The 18,527-nt window shown below is 63.5% G+C and carries 16 protein-coding genes; 9 read left to right on the top strand and 7 right to left on the bottom strand.

Annotation, left to right across the window (positions count from 1 at the left end):
* Position 1 precedes the first annotated feature (1 nt).
* The 4 genes from ACZYTC_RS25225 to ACZYTC_RS25210 form a co-directional block, all read right to left on the bottom strand.
* Entirely contained in the window at positions 2 to 844 is an 843-nt protein-coding gene (locus ACZYTC_RS25225) for a carbohydrate ABC transporter permease (RefSeq protein WP_454818056.1), read from the bottom strand.
* Positions 841 to 1,782: a carbohydrate ABC transporter permease gene (locus tag ACZYTC_RS25220; RefSeq protein ID WP_434960858.1), complete on the bottom strand. Its 942-nt coding sequence runs from the start codon at positions 1,780 to 1,782 to the stop codon at positions 841 to 843. The genes ACZYTC_RS25225 and ACZYTC_RS25220 overlap by 4 nt, the downstream gene beginning before the upstream one ends.
* A 50-nt stretch (positions 1,783 to 1,832) precedes the next feature.
* Positions 1,833 to 3,134 (bottom strand): extracellular solute-binding protein, encoded by a 1,302-nt coding sequence (locus tag ACZYTC_RS25215; RefSeq protein ID WP_488990840.1) that lies wholly within the window; start codon positions 3,132 to 3,134, stop codon positions 1,833 to 1,835.
* A 224-nt stretch (positions 3,135 to 3,358) separates the two neighbouring features.
* The gene (locus ACZYTC_RS25210) at positions 3,359 to 4,216 is read right to left on the bottom strand and encodes a DUF3313 domain-containing protein (protein WP_488990931.1); all 858 of its coding nucleotides are present in this window, start codon (positions 4,214 to 4,216) and stop codon (positions 3,359 to 3,361) included.
* A 201-nt stretch (positions 4,217 to 4,417) separates the two neighbouring features.
* On the opposite strand from ACZYTC_RS25210, the gene ACZYTC_RS25205 reads away from it, so the two are divergent.
* Together ACZYTC_RS25205 and ACZYTC_RS25200 are read left to right on the top strand one after the other, a co-directional pair.
* On the top strand, positions 4,418 to 4,996 hold the full coding sequence (locus ACZYTC_RS25205) for a TetR/AcrR family transcriptional regulator (RefSeq protein ID WP_434960861.1): 579 nt from the start codon (positions 4,418 to 4,420) through the stop codon (positions 4,994 to 4,996).
* Between the two features lie 185 nt (positions 4,997 to 5,181).
* Positions 5,182 to 7,506 (top strand): Tex family protein, encoded by a 2,325-nt coding sequence (locus ACZYTC_RS25200; protein WP_488990839.1) that lies wholly within the window; start codon positions 5,182 to 5,184, stop codon positions 7,504 to 7,506.
* Between the two features lie 67 nt (positions 7,507 to 7,573).
* On the opposite strand, the gene ACZYTC_RS25195 is transcribed toward ACZYTC_RS25200, so the two are convergent.
* Positions 7,574 to 8,476: a LysR substrate-binding domain-containing protein gene (locus ACZYTC_RS25195; protein ID WP_488990838.1), complete on the bottom strand. Its 903-nt coding sequence runs from the start codon at positions 8,474 to 8,476 to the stop codon at positions 7,574 to 7,576.
* A 185-nt stretch (positions 8,477 to 8,661) separates the two neighbouring features.
* Between ACZYTC_RS25195 and gcvT the strand changes: the two genes are divergently transcribed.
* The 4 genes from gcvT to ACZYTC_RS25175 all read left to right on the top strand — a co-directional run bounded on the left by gcvT (position 8,662) and on the right by ACZYTC_RS25175 (position 14,659).
* On the top strand, positions 8,662 to 9,819 hold the full coding sequence (gcvT, locus tag ACZYTC_RS25190; RefSeq protein ID WP_441770799.1) for a glycine cleavage system aminomethyltransferase GcvT: 1,158 nt from the start codon (positions 8,662 to 8,664) through the stop codon (positions 9,817 to 9,819).
* Between the two features lie 10 nt (positions 9,820 to 9,829).
* On the top strand, positions 9,830 to 10,192 hold the full coding sequence (gene gcvH, locus ACZYTC_RS25185) for a glycine cleavage system protein GcvH (protein ID WP_441770800.1): 363 nt from the start codon (positions 9,830 to 9,832) through the stop codon (positions 10,190 to 10,192).
* A gap of 133 nt (positions 10,193 to 10,325) precedes the next feature.
* Positions 10,326 to 13,172 carry an aminomethyl-transferring glycine dehydrogenase gene (gcvP, locus tag ACZYTC_RS25180; protein ID WP_488990837.1) on the top strand — a complete coding sequence of 949 codons (2,847 nt, stop codon included), beginning with the start codon at positions 10,326 to 10,328 and terminating at the stop codon, positions 13,170 to 13,172.
* A gap of 80 nt (positions 13,173 to 13,252) precedes the next feature.
* Positions 13,253 to 14,659, top strand: coding sequence for an L-serine ammonia-lyase (locus tag ACZYTC_RS25175; RefSeq protein WP_488990836.1), 1,407 nt, complete (start codon positions 13,253 to 13,255; stop codon positions 14,657 to 14,659).
* Positions 14,660 to 14,738: 79 nt separating this feature from the next.
* On the opposite strand, the gene ACZYTC_RS25170 is transcribed toward ACZYTC_RS25175, so the two are convergent.
* Positions 14,739 to 14,873, bottom strand: coding sequence for a hypothetical protein (locus tag ACZYTC_RS25170; protein ID WP_488990835.1), 135 nt, complete (start codon positions 14,871 to 14,873; stop codon positions 14,739 to 14,741).
* Positions 14,874 to 14,922: 49 nt separating this feature from the next.
* Entirely contained in the window at positions 14,923 to 15,303 is a 381-nt protein-coding gene (locus ACZYTC_RS25165) for a tautomerase family protein (protein WP_434960868.1), read from the bottom strand.
* Positions 15,304 to 15,396: 93 nt separating this feature from the next.
* On the opposite strand from ACZYTC_RS25165, the gene ACZYTC_RS25160 reads away from it, so the two are divergent.
* The 3 genes from ACZYTC_RS25160 to ACZYTC_RS25150 all read left to right on the top strand — a co-directional run bounded on the left by ACZYTC_RS25160 (position 15,397) and on the right by ACZYTC_RS25150 (position 18,367).
* Positions 15,397 to 16,254 (top strand): LysR family transcriptional regulator, encoded by an 858-nt coding sequence (locus ACZYTC_RS25160; RefSeq protein WP_488990834.1) that lies wholly within the window; start codon positions 15,397 to 15,399, stop codon positions 16,252 to 16,254.
* A gap of 216 nt (positions 16,255 to 16,470) precedes the next feature.
* A complete protein-coding gene (locus tag ACZYTC_RS25155) occupies positions 16,471 to 17,178 on the top strand; it encodes a GntR family transcriptional regulator (protein ID WP_434960870.1) in 708 nt (235 codons plus the stop codon).
* A 226-nt stretch (positions 17,179 to 17,404) separates the two neighbouring features.
* Complete coding sequence (locus tag ACZYTC_RS25150) at positions 17,405 to 18,367, top strand: dihydrodipicolinate synthase family protein (RefSeq protein ID WP_441770803.1); 963 nt, start codon at positions 17,405 to 17,407, stop codon at positions 18,365 to 18,367.
* Positions 18,368 to 18,527 lie beyond the last annotated feature (160 nt).

The raw sequence follows: 18,527 nt of genomic DNA, 5'->3' as shown, positions 1-18,527 counted from the left end.
TCTAACCTTTAACTGCTCCGGCAGTTAGCGCTCCTACCACCATGCGCTGCAGCGCCACGAAGGCGATGATGGCCGGCACCACCGCCACCAGGCAGGCAGCCGCCAGTACCTGGGTGGTGGAGGCATTGGACGTGCCAGCGAAATTGAAGATCGCCACCGAAATCGGCAGCTGCGGATCCTTGTTGAGCAGCAGAAAGGGGATCAGGAACTGCGACCAGTTGAGGATCATGATCAGGATGAAGGCCGAGGCGATGCCCGGCGTGATCAGCGGCAAAGTGATGCGCCAGAAGATGCCGAAGCGGCTGCAGCCATCGATGGCGGCCGCCTCCTCCAATTCGCGCGGAATGGCGTCGATGGCGCTCTTGAGCAGCCAGGTGCACATGGGAATGCCCACGGCGATATAGACCATGATCACGCCGAAATGGCTGTTGAGCAGGCCAAGATCGCTCATATAGCGATAGAGCGGCACCAGGATCACCAGCGGCGAGACCATCTGAAAGGCGAGGATCGCCATCATCAGGGCCGAGCGGCCGGCGAACCAGAAGCGCGAAAAGGCATAGGCGGCGGGTGCAGCCACCGCGAGGCAGCCGAGCCCCCCGAGCGCCGAGAGCTTCAGACCGTTCCACAGATAGACCAGGAAGGTGGGATCGCTCAGCACCTGCGCGAAATTGGCGAGCGTCGGGCGCTTGGGGATGAAGCGGGCAGCCCCGAGGAAGACCTCCTGGCGCGAGCGCAGCGCCAGCGACAGCAGCCATAGAAGCGGCGTCAGGAAGAAGGCGGCGATCAGCACGGCCAGTATATAGGTGGCGACATCGCCCCATTTCTCGCGGCGCTCGCCCTTCATGTCCGATCCTCCCAACGCGGCAGGAAGGCGGCATAGAACAGGGCCAGTGCCAGGCTGATCGCCAGCATCAGCACCGAGAGCATACTGCCGCCGGCGAGGTCGTAGTTGCGGAAGACGGTGTTGTAGGTGAAGAGCGAGAGCACTTCCGTCGCCCGGCCCGGCCCGCCGCCGGTGAGCGAGATGATGGCGTCAAAGGTGTTGAGCGTTTGGATGGTGATCAGGATCGAGTTGACCAGGATGGCACTGCGCATCATCGGCAGGGTGACGAAGCGGAATTTCTGCCAGCCATTGGCGCCGTCGACATTGGCCGCCTCATAGAGCGTAGGGTCGATGCCCTTGAGCGCGGCATAGAACACGATCATCGAGAAGGCCGTGCCACGCCAGACATTGGAGATGATGGCCGAGATCATGGCGTTGGTGGGATCGGACAGCCAGGCCACCGGGGCTATGTGCATCAGGCGCAGTACGCTGTTGATCGCACCGAACGGCGCTTCGGAGAACAGCATCTGCCAGATCAAGCCGTTGGCGATACCGGGAATGACCCAGGCGATCAGCACGATGGTGCGGATCACCGTCATGCCGGGAAGGCGGCGGCGCTCGCCACGCACCACCACCAGGGCGATGCCGAAGCCGACCGCCTGCTGGCCGATCACGCTAGCCGCGCAGAAGATGAAGGTGGTGAGGAGGATATCGCCGAGCGCGGCATTGCCGAGCATGGCGTAGAGGGTGTCGAGCGTGTAGCGCTCCTCGGAACTGAGCAGCGTCGCATTGGTCAGGGACAGGCGGAAGACGTCGATAATCGGGTAGAGATAGAAGGCGGCGAGCAGCAAGACGGCTGGCGCCAGCCAGGAGAAGGCATTGGTGTCGATCCGCCCTGCAAGGCCGAGCCCTCGCTGGCGGCGCGGCACGGCGGCGATGGCGGCCCTGGTCGTCGACATGGCGTCCCTCTCCTGTCTGGCATCAGTCCGCGGATTCGGTTGCCCCTCCCCTATTTCTGCCGGGTATAGGCCGCCTGCACGGCGGCATTGGCGGCATCGAGGGCCGTTTCCGGCGTCTTGGTGCCGGCCAGCACTTCGCCCATCATCACCTGGATCTGGTTGGAGATTTCCGCATAGATCGGCACGCCCGGCCGGGCCTGGCCGTGGGCGAGCGCCGCCGCAAAGGTCTTGTTCGCCTCGGTCTTGAAGACGTCGAACTTGTCATATTGCGCCTTGGAGGTTGGCAATTGCTGCTGGAGGGCATTGCCCAGGCCCGAATAGACCTCCTTGGCGATCGCCGCGCACATGGCAACCTTCTCGGGATCGTTGGCCAAGGCTCCGACCGTCCAGCCGCCGGTACCGGTGGCGTTCTGGCCGGCGGTCGGTCCCGGGATCTCCGAGAAGGTCCATTGCTCGAAGGCTTCCGGTTCGAGAATGGTCTTGAGCTGGCCATATTGCCAGTTGCCGCCGATGAACAGAGCGGTTGTCCCGGCGGCGGCCGCGGCGTTCAACTCGTCATAATTCATGATGGTGGTGACGCGCTTGGGCGCGGCGCCGGAATCAACAAGTTCCTTGAAATATTTGACGGCCTTCAGGAATTTCTCGCGGTTCTCACCCTCTGCGAAGACGGGCTTGCCGGTGTCGTCGACGAGTTTGCCACCCTGGCTCCAGAAATTGGCGAGCCAGTCGAAGGTCGTGGCCTCCCAACGCCCGGCATTGAAGAGCAGACCCTCCATACCCTTCTCCTTGGAGGCGAGAGCCGCTGCCTTCAACTCGTCCCAGGTCTTGGGGGCCTCCGGCACGACGTCTTTCTTGCGGTAGAGCACGCGCAGATCGGTATCCCACCACCAGGCATAGATCTTGCCGTCCTTGCCGGTGATGCCCTGGCGCACGAAGGGGAAGAGATCATTGACCTCGTCCTTCGTAAAATAGGCATCTAGCGGCTTGAGCACGCCGGCGCCGATGAACAGGGCCAGCACGAAGGAATCCACCGCGGCGCAATCGGGTCCTCGCCCGGCCTTGGCCTGTTCGAGCATGCGGGCCTGTTCCTGGCCGATATTGTCGGACATGCGTTCGAGCTCGATCTTCCAGCCGGGATGGCGCTGGATGAAGTCGCCGAACAGCTTCTTGTAGCCCTCCGCCCAGACCGGGTCGGTGCTGTCAGGCCCGTCTCCCGTCAGCCGGAAGGTCAGTGATTTCGGAGCATCGGCCGGCCCGATCCGGCTCTTGGTGACGAGGTCTTCGGCCTGTGACGAGGCGGTTGCGAAGGCAACGGCCGAGGCGAGCAGCGCGGTAACCAGACGCTTGCGCATCTTGTTTCTCCCTGGGGTGTTTCCTCGATCGGGCGGATCGGTTCCGCCTCGTGATGGGCGCAGTGACGCCACGCGAATAAATCACATCGATTTTATTGAGGCAAGCCTCTTGGGTACCGAGAGAAAATACGGGAGGCAGCGACACAGGCGCTATTCCCGGACAGCGCCCCGCGATGGCCGGCCGAGGCGAGGCCATGGCATCCACGATACAAGCAAGCACCGATCTAACGCTGGGGGGCGGTTTGCGGGCGCTTGTCGGTCCATTCCGGCGGCGCCCCGAATTTTTCGGCGACGACGCCCAGAAGACCTGGCGCCCGGCCGAAACTGTCGCAGGTCGCATATTTCGGCTTGCCGCCCAGCCAGGATCGTATCCGCTGTCCGGATGGCAGCCTGATATCCAACGTGCGCGGCTCCTTTCCGGTAACGAGCATGCGGGAGAACTCGCTCCCGAACATCGTCGCCAAGCCATAGGCGTCACCGACTTCGGACATGCGCGGTTTGTTCGAGATCGAGTTGGCGCCGCGGGCCCAGAGCATCGCGGCGCGCTGGTTGCCCTTGCTGTCGACGGCTTCCGCCTCGACCGCCAGACCACCCAGGCCGAAAGGAAGCCTGGGAACGCTGACCGGTAGGGCAAAGCCGCTGCCCAATGTCACGGCAGTCGCGAGCACCGCCACTGCCCTGTTGGTCGGTACGATGTCGGTGACCACAGTCCGAACCATCAGGTCAGCAGGCGCGCCCGGTCTAACGATCTGAAACTTGTCGCTCAGGGCGACGCAGATCTCACGATCAAGTGCATTGGCAACCATCGCCCGATCGCTCAGCGTTTTCACCCGCGCGGAGGCCGACTGAGTCAGCGTGGTCGGCACGATACCGACAGTCTTCACGGAAGCCAAAGCACTGGCATCGACGTAATTTCTCGACTTTGACAGCAGTCCTTTTGGTTTGCTGAGCTTGTCATAGCTCGTCAACGTGCCTGCAGACTTGAGAGGAACCGAAGCACATCCGGTGGACAGTAAAGGCAGAATCAAACAGGCCGTCGTTACCCGAACTTGTATCAGGACATCCCGCAGACAGGCCGTCATAGCAGCGTGGGGATCGGTTGCCTTTTCGCTCACCCTACCGAATGTCACAAGGCCCGTGCGGATTCGAAACACGGCCAGCCGCCGTGGAAGAGGAAAACTTGTCACGCCCAGCTCCAAATATAGGATACACTGGCGCATCTAGTTATAGCATTGTGGTGGAAATAAGATGCGAAAATGCATCTTATTTAGATAAGGAATTTCATGCAACAGCGACGTCGAGGAGTGGATCTCGAACAGGCGATTCTGGAAGCAGCGTGGTCCGAACTGGTCGAACGCGGCTATGCCGGGCTGACGATGGAGGCCGTGGCCGAAAGGGCCGGTACCAGCCGCCCGGTGCTCGGGCGTCGTTGGGACGGCAAGGCGCCCCTCGTCGTCGCGGCCATTCGGCAGCAAATGGCGAAAAACCCGATTGACGTGCCGGATCGAGGCAATCTGCGCACGGAACTACTGGAATTCCTGGACCGGGCCTCGGAACGCACCTCCGCGATCGTCGCTACTTTCTCGCTGCTATCGAGTGCGTATTTCACCGAAACCACCTCCACGCCAAAAGACCTGCGCGCTTCGCTCATCAAGGGGGGGCATGGGCAAATGCTTCCGACGATCCTCGAGCGTGCCGTGACGCGCGGCGAGGTTGATCGGGAAAAACTCGCCCCGCCCGTCGATTCCCTGCTGAGCGATCTTTTCGGGGGGCATATCCTCATGACCTTTTCGGCGCCGCCGCCCGCCTTGTGGAAAGCTTGGGTCGACAGCGTGTTTCTCCCGCTCGTTCGAGCCAAGTAGAGCCGTCGTGCCATGAGGTCAGGACCGAGTGGTCGTGCCGCCTAGAGGGTGCCAGGGTGGAATTGAGGCCCCTCCAACAGCAAGCGAAAGACAGGTTGTGGAGAAGCAAGGGCCGGTGGCCAGAGGCATGGCGATCCCGCCCCGCCTTGCCTATGGTGCGCGACTCATTGTCGAGCGAGGAGCGCATGAACGGCAAGCAACACGCCACCGGAGCCGGCCTGCGCCTGGCCACGATCATTGCAGCCGAGATCGGCGCCAGGCCGCAGCAGGTCACGGCCGCCGTCGCTTTGCTCGACGAAGGCGCCACCGTCCCCTTCGTCGCCCGCTACCGCAAGGAAGTGACCGGCGGGCTCGATGACACGCAGTTGCGCGATCTTGCCGAACGCCTCGCTTATCTGCGCGAGCTCGAGGCCCGGCGCGAGACCATTCTTTCCTCCATCCGCGAGCAGGGCAAACTCGACGACGAACTCGCAGCCAAGATCGCCGCAGCCGCCACCAAGGCGGAGCTGGAAGACATCTATCTGCCCTACAAGCCCAAGCGGCGCACCAAGGCCGAGATCGCCCGCGAGCGCGGGCTCGGCCCGCTCGCCGAGGCCGTTCTCGCCGACAGGGCGGCGGTGCCCGCGGAGCTGGCGGCTGCCTATCTCGGCGACGAGGTCCCTGACACCAAGGCGGCCCTGGAGGGCGCGCGCGACATCCTGGTCGAGCGCTTCAGCGAGAACGCCGAGTTGGTCGGCCGGCTGCGCGCCTACATGAAGGAACATGCCTTCCTGCGCGCCCGCGTCATCGACGGCAAGCAGGCGGCCGGCGCTAAATTCTCCGATTATTTCGACCATGTCGAGAAATGGTCGGGCGTGCCCAGCCATCGCGCGCTCGCCATGCTGCGCGGCCGCAACGAGGAGGTGCTGTCGCTCGACATCGAGGTCGACGCCGACAATGCCTCCGCGGTCAAGCCGGTGGAGCGCATGATCGCCCAGGCCTATGAGATCGCGGGCAGCCTTCCCGGCGACCGCTGGCTGATGGAGGTTGTGGGCTGGGCCTGGCGCGTCAAGCTCTCCCTGCATCTCTATGTCGACCTGATGGGCGATTTGCGCGAACGGGCCGAGGAAGAGGCGATCCGGGTCTTCGCCCGCAATCTCAAGGACCTGCTCCTCGCGGCCCCCGCCGGCTCGCGCGCCACCATGGGCCTCGATCCCGGCATCCGGACGGGCGTGAAGGTCGCGGTAGTCGACGGCACCGGCAAGGTCCTGGCCACCACCACCGTCTATCCCTTCCCGCCTAAGAACGATTTGCGCGGCACCCAGACGGAGCTCGCGGCCCTCGTCCGCCGTCACGGTATCGAATTGATCGCCATCGGCAACGGTACCGGCAGTCGCGAGACGGAAAGGCTGGTGATCGACATGCTCGCTACCCTGCCCCCGCCCAAGCCGCTCAAGGTCATCGTCAGCGAGGCGGGCGCTTCGGTCTATTCGGCGTCGGCAACGGCCGCTGCCGAGTTTCCGGATCTCGACGTGTCGCTGCGCGGCGCGGTCTCGATCGCGCGACGGCTCCAGGATCCCCTCGCGGAACTGGTCAAGATCGAACCTAAATCGATCGGCGTCGGGCAATATCAGCACGATGTTGACCAATATCGCCTGGCGCGCTCGCTGGATGGTGTGGTGGAAGATGCGGTGAACGCGGTCGGCGTCGATCTCAACACCGCCTCGGCCTCGCTGCTCGCTCGCGTCTCCGGCCTTGGCGCCTCACTCGCCGAGGGCATCGTGATGCATCGCAATGCCAACGGTCCCTTCGCCAGCCGCAAGGACCTGCTCAAAGTCTCCCGCCTCGGCCCGCGCTCCTTCGAGCAATGCGCCGGCTTCCTGCGCATTCCTAATGGCAGCGAGCCGCTGGATGCCTCGGCCGTGCATCCCGAAGCCTACGGCGTCGCCAAGAAGATCGTCGCCGCCTGCGGGCGCGACGTGCGTACGCTGATGGGCGACAGTGCCGCCCTCAGAAAGCTCGATCCGCAGGCTTTCGTGGATGAACGCTTCGGCCTGCCGACCGTGCGTGACATCATCGCCGAGCTGGACAAGCCCGGCCGCGACCCCCGTCCCGAATTCAAGACCGCGACCTTCGCCGACGGCATCGACGACATCAAGGATCTCCGGCCCGGCATGCTTTTGGAAGGCACGGTCACCAACGTCGCCGCCTTCGGCGCCTTCGTCGACATCGGCGTGCATCAGGACGGCCTAGTGCATGTCTCGCAGCTGGCCGATCGTTTCGTCAAGGACGCGCACGAGGTGGTGAAGGCCGGCGACGTCGTGAAAGTGCGCGTGGTCGAAGTCGACATTCCCCGCAAGCGCATTGCCCTGTCGATGCGGCGGGACGGCAATGCCAACTCCGACAAGCAAGCCAGGCGCGACGACAAAGCCAAGCCGAATCCGCCTCGTCCCAGCCAGGGCCGTCCCGACAAGCCATCCTCGCAAGGGGCTTTCGGGGCGGCCTTGGCCGAGGCGTTGAAGAAGCGTTGAAGTGTCTTCCTACCGTCTTTCCTGTCCCCAGACGTATTCCGGGGAAGGTATTCGTATCGGAAGCGGTCTATTCCGACAGGGGCAAGGGCCGCGGCCGGCCGCCCCGCCCGAGTTCGGTATCGGCGAAGCTTTCGGCAATATAGTCTTCGAGGCGAATGATCGCCTCGCTCGAATTGCCGGCAAGCCGGTGCAGCCTGAGTTCGAGATGGCCGAGCGGCGGGAAATCGTCGCGCTCACCGAGCATGCGCACGCCCGACGGCGCCGCACTCTCCGCCATCACCGTCACGCCCAACCCCGCCCGCACGGCGGCGGAAATGCCGTCATAGCTCGAGCTGAGATAGGCGATCCGGCAGGGCCTGCCGAGCCCGTTCAGTGTCTCCAGGATGCGGTGCCTGTAGATACAGGGCGGCGGTGCCACCACCAGGGGCAAAGGGCTCTGGGTGTGGCGCTCATGGTCGGCGCTCGTCATCCACACCAGCGGCTCGGTGAAGATCTGGCGTCCCTCCGTCAGGTTCGGCTCGTCGTGCAAAGCAATCACGAGATCGAGATCGCCATCGGCCTGGCGACTGAGCAGGTTCTTGCTCAGGTCACTCGTTACTTCCAGCATCACATTCGGATGGGACTGGGCGAACTTGCCAAGGAAGTCCGGTAGCAGCGAAGCCGTATATTCATGGGGGGCACCCAGCCGGATGCGCCCGGCAACCTTGGGCTGGCGCATGCTGGCAAGCGCCTCGTCGTTCAAGGCCAGGATGCGCCGGGCGAACTGGGCGAGCAACGTTCCTTCCTGGGTGAGTTGCAGCTTGTGCGCATCCCTTTGAAAGAGCTGTGCCGCCACGATTTCCTCGAGCCGGCGAACCTGGAGGCTCACCGCCGACTGGCTGCGGCCGACCAATACACCGGCGCGTGTGAAGCTGCCTGAATCGATGGCCTTCACGAAGGTACGCAGAAGTTCTGTAGGAATATTCTGCATGGCTTTATCATGAGAAATTTCAATCCTAGCATTTGAACTATGAATTTCTGCAATGTCAAACGATCTGGCATATCCGAGTTGTCCGAAGACGTTGGCGCAGTCGACGGTTCCGGGATGCCATGCCTGCGCATGGGTCGATATTCTCGATATTTGGCCTGAGAAGAACCACCACCGAGGACATGCCCATGGACGACAAGATTGAACCTGGCAGGAATGAACTTGGAAAGACGCCGCTGACCGCGCTCAATGCCGCGCTCGGCGGCAGAATGGTGGAGTTTGCGGGCTATGACATGCCCGTGCAGTTTCCCGAGGGCGTGGCGAAGGAACACCTCCACACCCGCGCCCTGGTAGGGCTGTTCGATGTCGGCCATATGGGCCAGGTCGTGCTGCGCGCGAAATCCGGCAAATACGAGGATGCGGCGCTCGCGCTGGAGCGGCTGGTCCCGGTCGATGTGCTCGGGCTGAAGCCGGGTCGCCAGCGTTACGGGCTCTTCACCGATGCGGGGGGCGGTATCCTCGATGATCTGATGTTCGCCAATCGCGGCGACCATCTCTTCCTGGTGGTCAATGCGGCCTGTAAGCAGCAGGACATTGCCCATCTGCGTGCTCATCTGTCTAAAGACTGCGAGATCGAGGAACTGACGGATCGTGGGCTCATTGCCTTGCAAGGCCCGTCCGCGGAGGCAGCGCTGGCCAAGCTTGCTCCAGAAGTCGCCGCTATGGCCTTCATGGATGTAAGAGAGCTCTCCATCCTCGGCGCCTCCTGCCTGGTTTCCCGTTCGGGCTATTCGGGCGAGGATGGCTACGAAATCTCGGTGCCATCGGCCCATGCGGAAGAACTGGCCAAGGCCCTGCTTGCCGATCCCGACGTGCATCCCATCGGACTCGGCGCGCGCGACAGCCTTCGGCTCGAAGCCGGGCTCTGCCTGTATGGCAACGACATCGATACCTCGACGACACCGGTCGCGGCGGCGCTCGAATGGGCCGTGCAGAAGGTGCGGCGCCCCGGTGGCGCCCGCGCGGGCGGCTTCCCGGGGGCGGAGGTGATCTTGCCCGAATTCGAGCGTGGTGCGCTGCGCCGGCGCGTCGGGCTCGCCGCCGAAGGCCGCGCGCCGATCCGGGACGGAGCGGAGCTGTTCGCCGACGAGACGGCGGCAGCGCCGATCGGCCGCGTCACGTCCGGCGGTTTCGGTCCCACCCTCGGCGCTCCCGTCGCGATGGGCTATGTTCCCACTGCCAGCGCCGAGCCCGGCACCCGGCTGTTCGCCGAGGTTCGCGGCAAGCGCCTGCCGGTCGTCGTCGCCACCCTTCCCTTCATCACCCCGCGCTACAAGCGCAGCTGAGAGGCCCACCATGACGAAATTCACCGAAGACCATGAATGGCTCGAGATCGCCGACGGCGTCGCCACGGTCGGCATCACCGGTCATGCCGCCGAGCAACTCGGCGACCTCGTCTTCGTCGAGCTGCCCGGGGTCGGCAAGCACTTGTCGAAGGGGGACGTTGCGGCAACGGTCGAGTCCGTCAAGGCCGCCTCGGACGTCTATTGCCCGCTCGATGGCGAGATCGTCGAGGTGAACGAGGCCATCGTCAACGACCCCTCTCTCGTCAATTCCGATCCGCAGGCCGGTGGTTGGTTCTTCCGTCTCAAGCTGGCCAATGCCGATGATGCGACTGGCCTGATGGACGAGGCCACCTATAAAGCTCACATCGGCTAAAGCGTTTTGTGATGTGACGGAAACATCAAGAATCGCAAAGGCGCTCGAGCCAATTCTTTGAATTGGCTTGGAAACAAGGAGTTGGAGCAAACAAGCGTTCGGTCTCGAACGCGCTTTGCTCTGAGAGGGTACGATGTCTCATACCGAAACCACCTACGATCCCTATGATTTCGCCAACAGGCGCCATATCGGCCCCTCTCCGGCTGAAATGACCGAGATGCTGAAGGCGGTCGGCGCTGACAGCCTCGACGCGCTCATCGATGCCATCGTGCCGGCGGGCATCCGTCAGAAGGCGCCGCTCGCCTGGGGGCCGGCTCTGTCCGAGCACGGTGTGCTCAACCGCCTGCGCGAGGTCGCCGACAAGAACCGCGTGATGATCTCGCTGATCGGCCAGGGCTATTACGGCACCGTCACGCCGCCGGCGATCCAGCGCAACATCTTCGAGAACCCGGCCTGGTACACCGCCTACACGCCCTATCAGCCCGAAATCAGCCAGGGGCGCCTCGAGGCCCTGCTGAACTTCCAGACCATGATCTCGGATCTGACCGCCCTCGACGTCGCTAACGCCTCGCTGCTCGACGAAGGCACGGCCGCAGCCGAGGCGATGGCCCTGTGTCGGCGCTCCGCCAAGTCGAAAGCCAACGCCTTCTTTGTCGATCACCATTGCCATCCCCAGACCATCGCGGTGATCGAGACCCGCGCCGCCGCGCTGGGCTGGAAGGTCGTGGTCGGCGATCCCTTCGCCGATCTCGATCCGGCAAGCGTGTTCGGCGCGCTGTTCCAATATCCCGGCACCTACGGCCATGTGCATGACTTCACCGGCGTGATCGAGGCACTGCACGGCGCCGAGGCCCTGGCCTGCGTCGCCGCCGATCCGCTCGCCTTGACCATTCTCAAGGCGCCGGGCGAGATGGGCGCCGACATCGCCGTCGGTTCGACCCAGCGCTTCGGTGTGCCGATGGGCTATGGCGGCCCGCATGCCGCCTATATGGCGGTGCGCGACGCGCTCAAGCGCAGCATGCCTGGCCGCATCGTCGGCGTTTCCATCGATGCGCGCGGCAACCGCGCCTATCGCCTGTCGCTGCAGACCCGCGAACAGCATATTCGCCGCGAAAAGGCGACTTCGAACGTCTGCACCGCCCAGGCGTTGCTGGCGGTGATGGCCTCGATGTATGCGGTGTTCCACGGCCCGACCGGGCTCAGGGCGATCGCCGAGCGCGTCCATCGCAAGACGGTACGCCTGGTCAAGGGCCTGGAGAGCCAGGGCTACAAGGTCGAACCATCGACCTTCTTCGACACGGTGACGGTCGAGGTCGGCGCGGTCCAGGGCGCCATCCTGAAGGCGGCCGAGGCCGAAGGCATCAATCTGCGCCGGGTCGGCACCAGCAAGATCGGCATCGCCTATGACGAGCGCACCCGCCGCGGCCATACCGAAGCCATCTGGCGCGCCTTCGGTATCGACCGCAAGGATGACGACCTCACCCATGAATATCGGCTTCCCGAGACCCTGGAACGGACGTCAGCCTATCTGACCCATCCGATCTTCCATTTGAACCGCGCCGAAGCGGAAATGACACGTTATATGCGCCGTCTGGCCGATCGCGATCTCGCACTCGACCGCTCGATGATCCCGCTCGGCTCCTGCACCATGAAGCTGAACGCCACCGCCGAGATGACGGCGCTGAGCTGGCCTGAGTTTGCCGACGTCCATCCCTTCGCACCCGATGGCCAGACCCGGGGCTATGCCGAGGCGATCGCCGATCTCGAGGTCAAGCTCTGCCAGATCACCGGTTATGACGCCTTCTCGATGCAGCCCAATTCCGGCGCGCAGGGCGAATATGCCGGCCTTCTGACCATCCAGGCCTATCATCAGGCGCGCGGCGACCATCATCGCGACGTCTGCCTGATCCCGACTTCGGCTCATGGCACCAATCCCGCCTCGGCGCAGATGTGCGGCATGAAGGTGGTGGTGGTCGGCGCATCGGCCAATGGCGACATCGACCTTGCCGATTTCCGTGCCAAGGCGGAGGCCCATTCGGCCAATCTCGCCGCCTGCATGATCACCTATCCCTCCACCCATGGCGTGTTCGAGGAGACTGTGCGCGAGATCTGCGAGATCACCCACGCCCATGGCGGCCAGGTCTATCTCGACGGCGCCAACATGAACGCCATGGTCGGCCTCGCCCGTCCCGGCGACATCGGCTCCGACGTCAGCCATCTCAACCTGCACAAGACCTTCGCCATTCCGCATGGCGGCGGCGGTCCGGGCATGGGGCCGATCGGCGTCAAGGCCCATCTGGCGCCTTACCTGCCGACCTTGCCGCAGACCGGCGAGAAGGGCGCGGTATCCTCGGCGCCTTATGGCTCGGCCTCGATCCTCCTCATTTCCTGGGCCTATTGCCTGCTGATGGGCGGCGAGGGCCTGACCCAGGCGACCAAGGTGGCGATCCTCAACGCCAACTACATCGCCAGCCGCCTCTCGGCCTCCTATCCGATCCTCTATTCGGCCAAGGGCCGGGTGGCGCATGAGTGCATCCTCGACACCCGCGTGCTGAAGGATCGCGCCGGCGTCAGCGTCGACGATATCGCCAAGCGGCTGATCGACTGCGGTTTCCATGCCCCGACCATGAGCTGGCCGGTGGCGGGCACGCTGATGGTGGAACCGACGGAAAGCGAACCCAAGGCCGAGCTCGACCGCTTCATCGCGGCGATGCTCGGCATCGCGGCGGAGGCCGAGGCGATCGTGGCGGGTAAACTCGATCCGGAGGACAACCCGCTCAAGCATGCGCCGCACACCGTCGAGGATCTGGTGGGCGAATGGAACCGGTCCTATAGCCGCGAAATTGCCTGCTATCCGGCCGGCGCCTTCCGGGTCGACAAATATTGGTCGCCGGTCAATCGCGTCGACAATGTCTATGGTGACCGCAACCTGATCTGCTCCTGCCCGCCACTCGAAAGCTATGTCGAAGCGGCCGAGTAAAGGTTGATAGCCACGCGCCCGGCAGGCGGTCCTTCAGGGCCGCCTGCCTTGATTAGAGAGCGTTGATTAGAGAGCTTGGCATGTTTCTGTCGATTTTCGACATCTTCAAGATCGGTATCGGGCCTTCCTCGTCCCACACCATGGGGCCGATGGTGGCGGCGGCCCGTTTTCTGGAGGAACTGCGTGCCCTGGTCAGGCACGAGCCTGCGATGACGGGCCTCAGGCTCAAGGCCAGCCTGCACGGCTCGCTGGCCTTCACCGGTCACGGGCATGCCACCGACCGTGCCGTCATCCTCGGGCTGATGGGCTTTCTGCCTGCCACCATCGATCCGGACCTGGCACAGGAGAAGGAAGCAGAACTCCGCCTTGCCGGCGTGATCAGGCTGCCAGGCCTGCCGCCGCTGAGCTTTACCCCCGACACCGACCTCATCTTCGACTATGGCCCACCTCTGCCCGGCCACGCCAATGGCCTGATCCTCGCGGCCACGGATGCAGAGGGCGCGGTGCTTCTCAGCCGGATCTTCTATTCGATCGGCGGCGGCTTCGTCCTGTCGGCCGAAGAACTCGAAGCCCAGCGCAGCAAGGATGCGTCTTCGTCCGATGAGCCGGGTGCGCTCGGCTTTCCCCATCCCTTCGGTACGGCTGCCGAAATGCTGGCGATGGGCGCCGCCGCCAATCTCAGCATCGCCGAGATGAAGCGGGCCAATGAAGGCGTCGTCCACGGCGGCGCTCTCGACGACAAGCTCGATGCGATCTGGGTTGCGATGGACGGCTGCATCGACCGGGGTTTACGACACGACGGCATTCTGCCGGGCGGCCTGTCGGTGCGGCGTCGTGCACGCACCATTCATCAGCAGCTTCTAGCCGAACAGGGCCGCAATCTCGAACAGCCCCATGTCGTCAATGACTGGATCTCGATCTATGCCATGGCGGTCAACGAGGAGAACGCCGCCGGTGGACGCGTCGTCACCTCGCCCACCAACGGGGCCGCCGGCGTAGTGCCGGCCGTGATCCGCTACTATCGCGATCACTGCCGCGGCTCGAGCCATGAAGGCATCCGCGACTTTCTGCTGGTTGCCGCCGCCATCGGCGGCATCATCAAATACAACGCCTCGATCTCGGGAGCCGAGGTCGGGTGCCAAGGCGAAGTCGGATCGGCTTCGGCCATGGCGGCGGCAGGGCTTTGCGCCGCGCTCGGCGGCTCCAATGAGCAGGTGGAGAATGCTGCCGAAATCGCTCTGGAGCATCATCTGGGCATGACCTGCGATCCAGCCAAGGGCCTGGTGCAGGTGCCCTGCATCGAGCGAAATGGGCTCGGTGCGATCAAGGCGGTGAGCGCCGCCAGCCTGGCCTTGCGCGGCGACGGCAAGCATTTCATGCCGCTCGACAATTGCATCGAGACGATGCGCCAGACCGGCATCGACATGAATCTCAAATACAAGGAGACCTCGACCGGCGGGCTTGCCGTCAACCTGCCGGAATGCTGAGAGCCGACGAGACGAGTTACGATCGGAACGAAGGCGTTGCTCTCCACGCGCAACTCTGTCGCCGTCGCGGGGGCCTGGCTCATTCCTTCCTGGCGGCGAAGGCGTCGAGCGTGTGTTCGGCACTGGCGAGGGTGCGAGTGGCGACCTCACCGGAGTCGAGATAGAGAATGCGCCCTTCCCGCGCCGATCTGAGGAACTTGTCCCAGCCCGGCATGATCTTGTCCTTTGCCGATCACAGCGAGACCATGCCTCAACCTGCCCCCTCAGGCATATTGCGCGAGGCCATGGCCGAGGGACCAATTGGCTTTCGCAACCTCGACCAGACTGACGAAGACGTCATCGGGCCGGATGCCGGGCTCTTGGCCGAGCAGTTCGGCGATCCGCCGGAACAGCGCCTTTTTCTGTTCCTTGCTGCGGGTGTCATTGGCGGTGATCTGGATCAGTACGAGATCGTCGCTGCGGGCGACGCCGAGATAGGAGGCGCCATAGCGGAAATTCCCGGCCTCATGTTCCGTGATGGTCATGAACTGATCGTCCTCGGGCACGTCGAAGGTCTCGCGCATCGCGCGATAGAGGCCGTCGAAGATGGCTTGCCGGTAGGCCTCCGGCTTTCCGGCCCGCAACGAGATGTGTGTAAGCGGCATATCCGTTCTTCTCCATGATTTCCGTGCGAGATTAGCGGCCGCCCCAACATTTTGATATTCTATGAAAGTGGATATCAATGATAACGATTGGAAATGATGGAACGCCCCCTCGACCTCGATGCCATCAGGGCCTTCGTCCATATTGCCGAGCTCGACAGCTTCACCCGGGCGGCCGAAGCCATGCAGACGACGCAGGCCGCCGTCAGCTTGAAGCTGAAGCGCCTCGAAGACAGGCTCGGCTGCCGGCTCGTTGAGCGGACACCTCGCTATGTGCAGCTCTCGGCCCAGGGCGCTACCTTCCTCGATTATGCCCGCGAGCTTCTCGAAGTGCATGACCGCGCGCTCGGCGTGTTTGCCGGGGCTCGTCAGCGCCTTACCATCGGCATCAGCGATCATGTCGCCGGGCCGGAACTGCCGGCGCTGATCGCGCGCATGAATGCGCAGGACTCGCAGCTTTTGATCGAGATCCGGATCGGCTCGTCCGGTGATCTGCTGCAAAGCTTCGACCGGCGGGAACTCGACACGGTGATCGTGCGCCTGCATGCCGGGCGGAGCGATGGCGAGATCATCACCGAGGAAAAGCTCGGCTGGTTCGCGGCGCCGGGCTGGCAGCACCGGGCGGACGAGCCTCTGCCGCTTGCGACATTGGCTGAACCCTGCGGCGTGCGGGTGATGGCCGGCCGGCTGCTCGACGCGGCCGGCATACGCTGGACGGAGATCTTCGTCGGCGGCGGTGTTGCGGCGGTGGCCGCCGCCGTCATGGCCGGACTCGGCGTCGCGGCGTTGGCGCCACGCATGCTGCCCTTCGGTGCGGTCGAGGTGGGGCCCAGGCTCGGCCTTCCCGATTTGCCGCGCCTGCCCGTGCTGCTGCACAGCCGGCTTGGCAATGGCCGGCCACGCGAAGCACTTGCCGCTCTGTCCGCCGCCTTTCGGGCCGCGGTGCGCGGCTAGTGCCCCAGGAAAAGCACGGAAGCATGAGTCGCTCTCCAAGAGTTAATTCTTTTAATTATATATTCATTCTAATTTACTGAAAAACTTAAGTATATATGCCTTTCATAAGGTAGAACGCAATGCCGACTCCCCGGCACCGGCAAACGGTATCGCCGCGAAACGGTTGATCGCCTGTCCGCTCGACAGTATCCCTCTTGTCGACAAGAGGATTCTGAAATGAAGAAAAAGTCAGAGGGCGGCCCGTCCACGGAGCGCAAGCGCGGTTCCGGCGTCAAGATGGTCTACGACCTCCTGCGCGACGAAATCCTCGATCTGGTGCTGCCACCCGGAAGCCCGATCGATGAGGTCCAATTGGCGGAGCGCTTCAAAATGTCCCGCACGCCAATCCGCGAGGCCCTGGTGCGACTCGCCGGCGAGGGATTGATCGACACCCTCCCCAATCGTTCGACCATGGTTTCGAGCATCGATTTCCTCAACATGTCGCCCTTTTTCGATGCGTTGGTGCTGATGTATCGGGTGACGACACGGCTGGCAGCCGAGCATCATCGCCAGCAGGATCTGGACGCGATCCACGCCCGCCAGGCAGAATTTGCCGCGGCGGTCGAGGCCCAGGATGCCCTGGCGATGATCGCCACCAATGCCGCGTTCCATTCGGCCATCGCCGAAGCCGGCCGCAATCCCTATTTTGCCGGCCTGTTCCAGCGGTTGCTCGACGAGGGCCGGCGCTTCCTGCGCCTTTATTACCAATCCTTTGACGACCGGTTGCCGCAGCGTTTCGTCGACGAGCACGAAGACATGATCAATGCCGTCGTGGCGCGTGACGTCGACCTCGCCGAACGGCTGGCCAAGATCCACGCCGAGCAGATCGTCGAGCAAATTCGCAAGCTCCTGGTCCGCGACCGCCGTCTCGACATCGCGCTTTGAGGCGTTTTTCTCCAATTTTCCCGGCTCGCCGCGAAACGAAAAGAACAAGCGAAAACAATTCATTACGATAAGTATCGTTCATATAAGAGGGGCTTCGTATCTTTGTATGTCGATTTCTTGTCGACAAATAATATACAAACGCGTATGAAGACGTCGAAGGCGAGGAACCGGCGCCCTTGCGGTGCTACGATCAAGCCTATCCGACAGGCCAACAGAGGAACCCGAGATGAAGGCCAAGATTTTCTCCGGTGTCATCCCCGCGCTGATGACCCCGTGCAAGGCAGACCGCAGCCCGGATTTCGATGCTCTCGTGCGCAAGGGCAAGGAGCTCATCGCCGACGGCATGTCGGCCGTGGTCTATTGCGGCTCGATGGGTGACTGGCCGCTCCTTACCGACGCCCAGCGCATGGAAGGCGTCGAGCGTCTGGTCAAGGCCGGTATCCCGCTGATCGTCGGCACCGGCGCGGTCAATACCGCTTCGGCCGTGGCGCATGCTGCTCACGCCCAGAAAGTCGGCGCTCAGGGCCTGATGGTGATCCCGCGCGTGTTGTCGCGCGGCTCGGTGGTCGCGGCCCAGAAGGATCATTTCAAGGCCATCCTTACGGCTGCACCCGATCTGCCGGCCGTGATCTACAACAGCCCCTATTATGGTTTCGCCACCCGTGCCGACCTGTTCTTCGCCCTCAGGGCCGAGCATTCCAATCTCGTCGGCTTCAAGGAGTTCGGCGGCCCGGCCGACATGCGCTATGCGGCCGAGAACATCACCAGCCGCGACGATGGCGTCTCGCTGATGATCGGCGTCGATACCGCCGTGTTCCATGGCTTTGTCAATTGCGGCGCCACCGGCGCGATCACCGGCATCGGCAATGTGCTGCCCAAGGAAGTGATCCATCTGTGCAAGCTGTCGCAGGCCGCCGCCGCCGGTGATGTCGACGCTCGCCAGCGCGCCCAGGAACTGGAGCAGGCCCTGGCCGTGCTCTCCTCCTTTGACGAAGGACCGGACCTCGTGCTCTTCTTCAAGCACATGATGGTGGTGAAGGGCGACAAGGAATACGCCCTCAACTTCAACGAAACCGATGTGCTGTCCGACAGCCAGCGCGGCTACGCCGAGACCCAGCTCAAGTTGTTCGACACCTGGTATGCGCAGTGGAGCCGCCTCCCCGGCGCCGTGCAGAAATGCGCCGCCTGACGGCATTGTCGAAAGCACCGAACTGAAAAAGGCCCTCCCATCCGGAGGGCCTTTTTGCTGCTGGCCGGCTCTACAATCGCAACGAGGCCGACAAGAACTCGATTTTGTCATGCCAGGGCTTGCCCCGGGCATCGAGATACTGCAACCCACCGGAGATGGT

The sequence above is a fragment of the Labrys sp. F242 genome, assembly GCF_057813875.1.
This window is presented reverse-complemented; position numbering and strand designations above follow the sequence as displayed.

Coding starts and splice junctions, on each gene's coding strand:
- ACZYTC_RS25155 (WP_434960870.1), top strand. CDS start 16,471: ATGAAGAAAAAGTCAGAGGGCGGCCCGTCCACGGAGCGCAAGCGCGGT.
- ACZYTC_RS25200 (WP_488990839.1), top strand. CDS start 5,182: ATGAACGGCAAGCAACACGCCACCGGAGCCGGCCTGCGCCTGGCCACG.
- gcvH (WP_441770800.1), top strand. CDS start 9,830: ATGACGAAATTCACCGAAGACCATGAATGGCTCGAGATCGCCGACGGC.
- ACZYTC_RS25170 (WP_488990835.1), bottom strand. CDS start 14,873: ATGCCGGGCTGGGACAAGTTCCTCAGATCGGCGCGGGAAGGGCGCATT.
- ACZYTC_RS25215 (WP_488990840.1), bottom strand. CDS start 3,134: ATGCGCAAGCGTCTGGTTACCGCGCTGCTCGCCTCGGCCGTTGCCTTC.
- ACZYTC_RS25205 (WP_434960861.1), top strand. CDS start 4,418: ATGCAACAGCGACGTCGAGGAGTGGATCTCGAACAGGCGATTCTGGAA.
- ACZYTC_RS25175 (WP_488990836.1), top strand. CDS start 13,253: ATGTTTCTGTCGATTTTCGACATCTTCAAGATCGGTATCGGGCCTTCC.
- ACZYTC_RS25165 (WP_434960868.1), bottom strand. CDS start 15,303: ATGCCGCTTACACACATCTCGTTGCGGGCCGGAAAGCCGGAGGCCTAC.
- ACZYTC_RS25150 (WP_441770803.1), top strand. CDS start 17,405: ATGAAGGCCAAGATTTTCTCCGGTGTCATCCCCGCGCTGATGACCCCG.
- ACZYTC_RS25195 (WP_488990838.1), bottom strand. CDS start 8,476: ATGCAGAATATTCCTACAGAACTTCTGCGTACCTTCGTGAAGGCCATC.
- ACZYTC_RS25220 (WP_434960858.1), bottom strand. CDS start 1,782: ATGTCGACGACCAGGGCCGCCATCGCCGCCGTGCCGCGCCGCCAGCGA.
- ACZYTC_RS25210 (WP_488990931.1), bottom strand. CDS start 4,216: ATGACGGCCTGTCTGCGGGATGTCCTGATACAAGTTCGGGTAACGACG.
- gcvP (WP_488990837.1), top strand. CDS start 10,326: ATGTCTCATACCGAAACCACCTACGATCCCTATGATTTCGCCAACAGG.
- gcvT (WP_441770799.1), top strand. CDS start 8,662: ATGGACGACAAGATTGAACCTGGCAGGAATGAACTTGGAAAGACGCCG.
- ACZYTC_RS25160 (WP_488990834.1), top strand. CDS start 15,397: ATGATGGAACGCCCCCTCGACCTCGATGCCATCAGGGCCTTCGTCCAT.
- ACZYTC_RS25225 (WP_454818056.1), bottom strand. CDS start 844: ATGAAGGGCGAGCGCCGCGAGAAATGGGGCGATGTCGCCACCTATATA.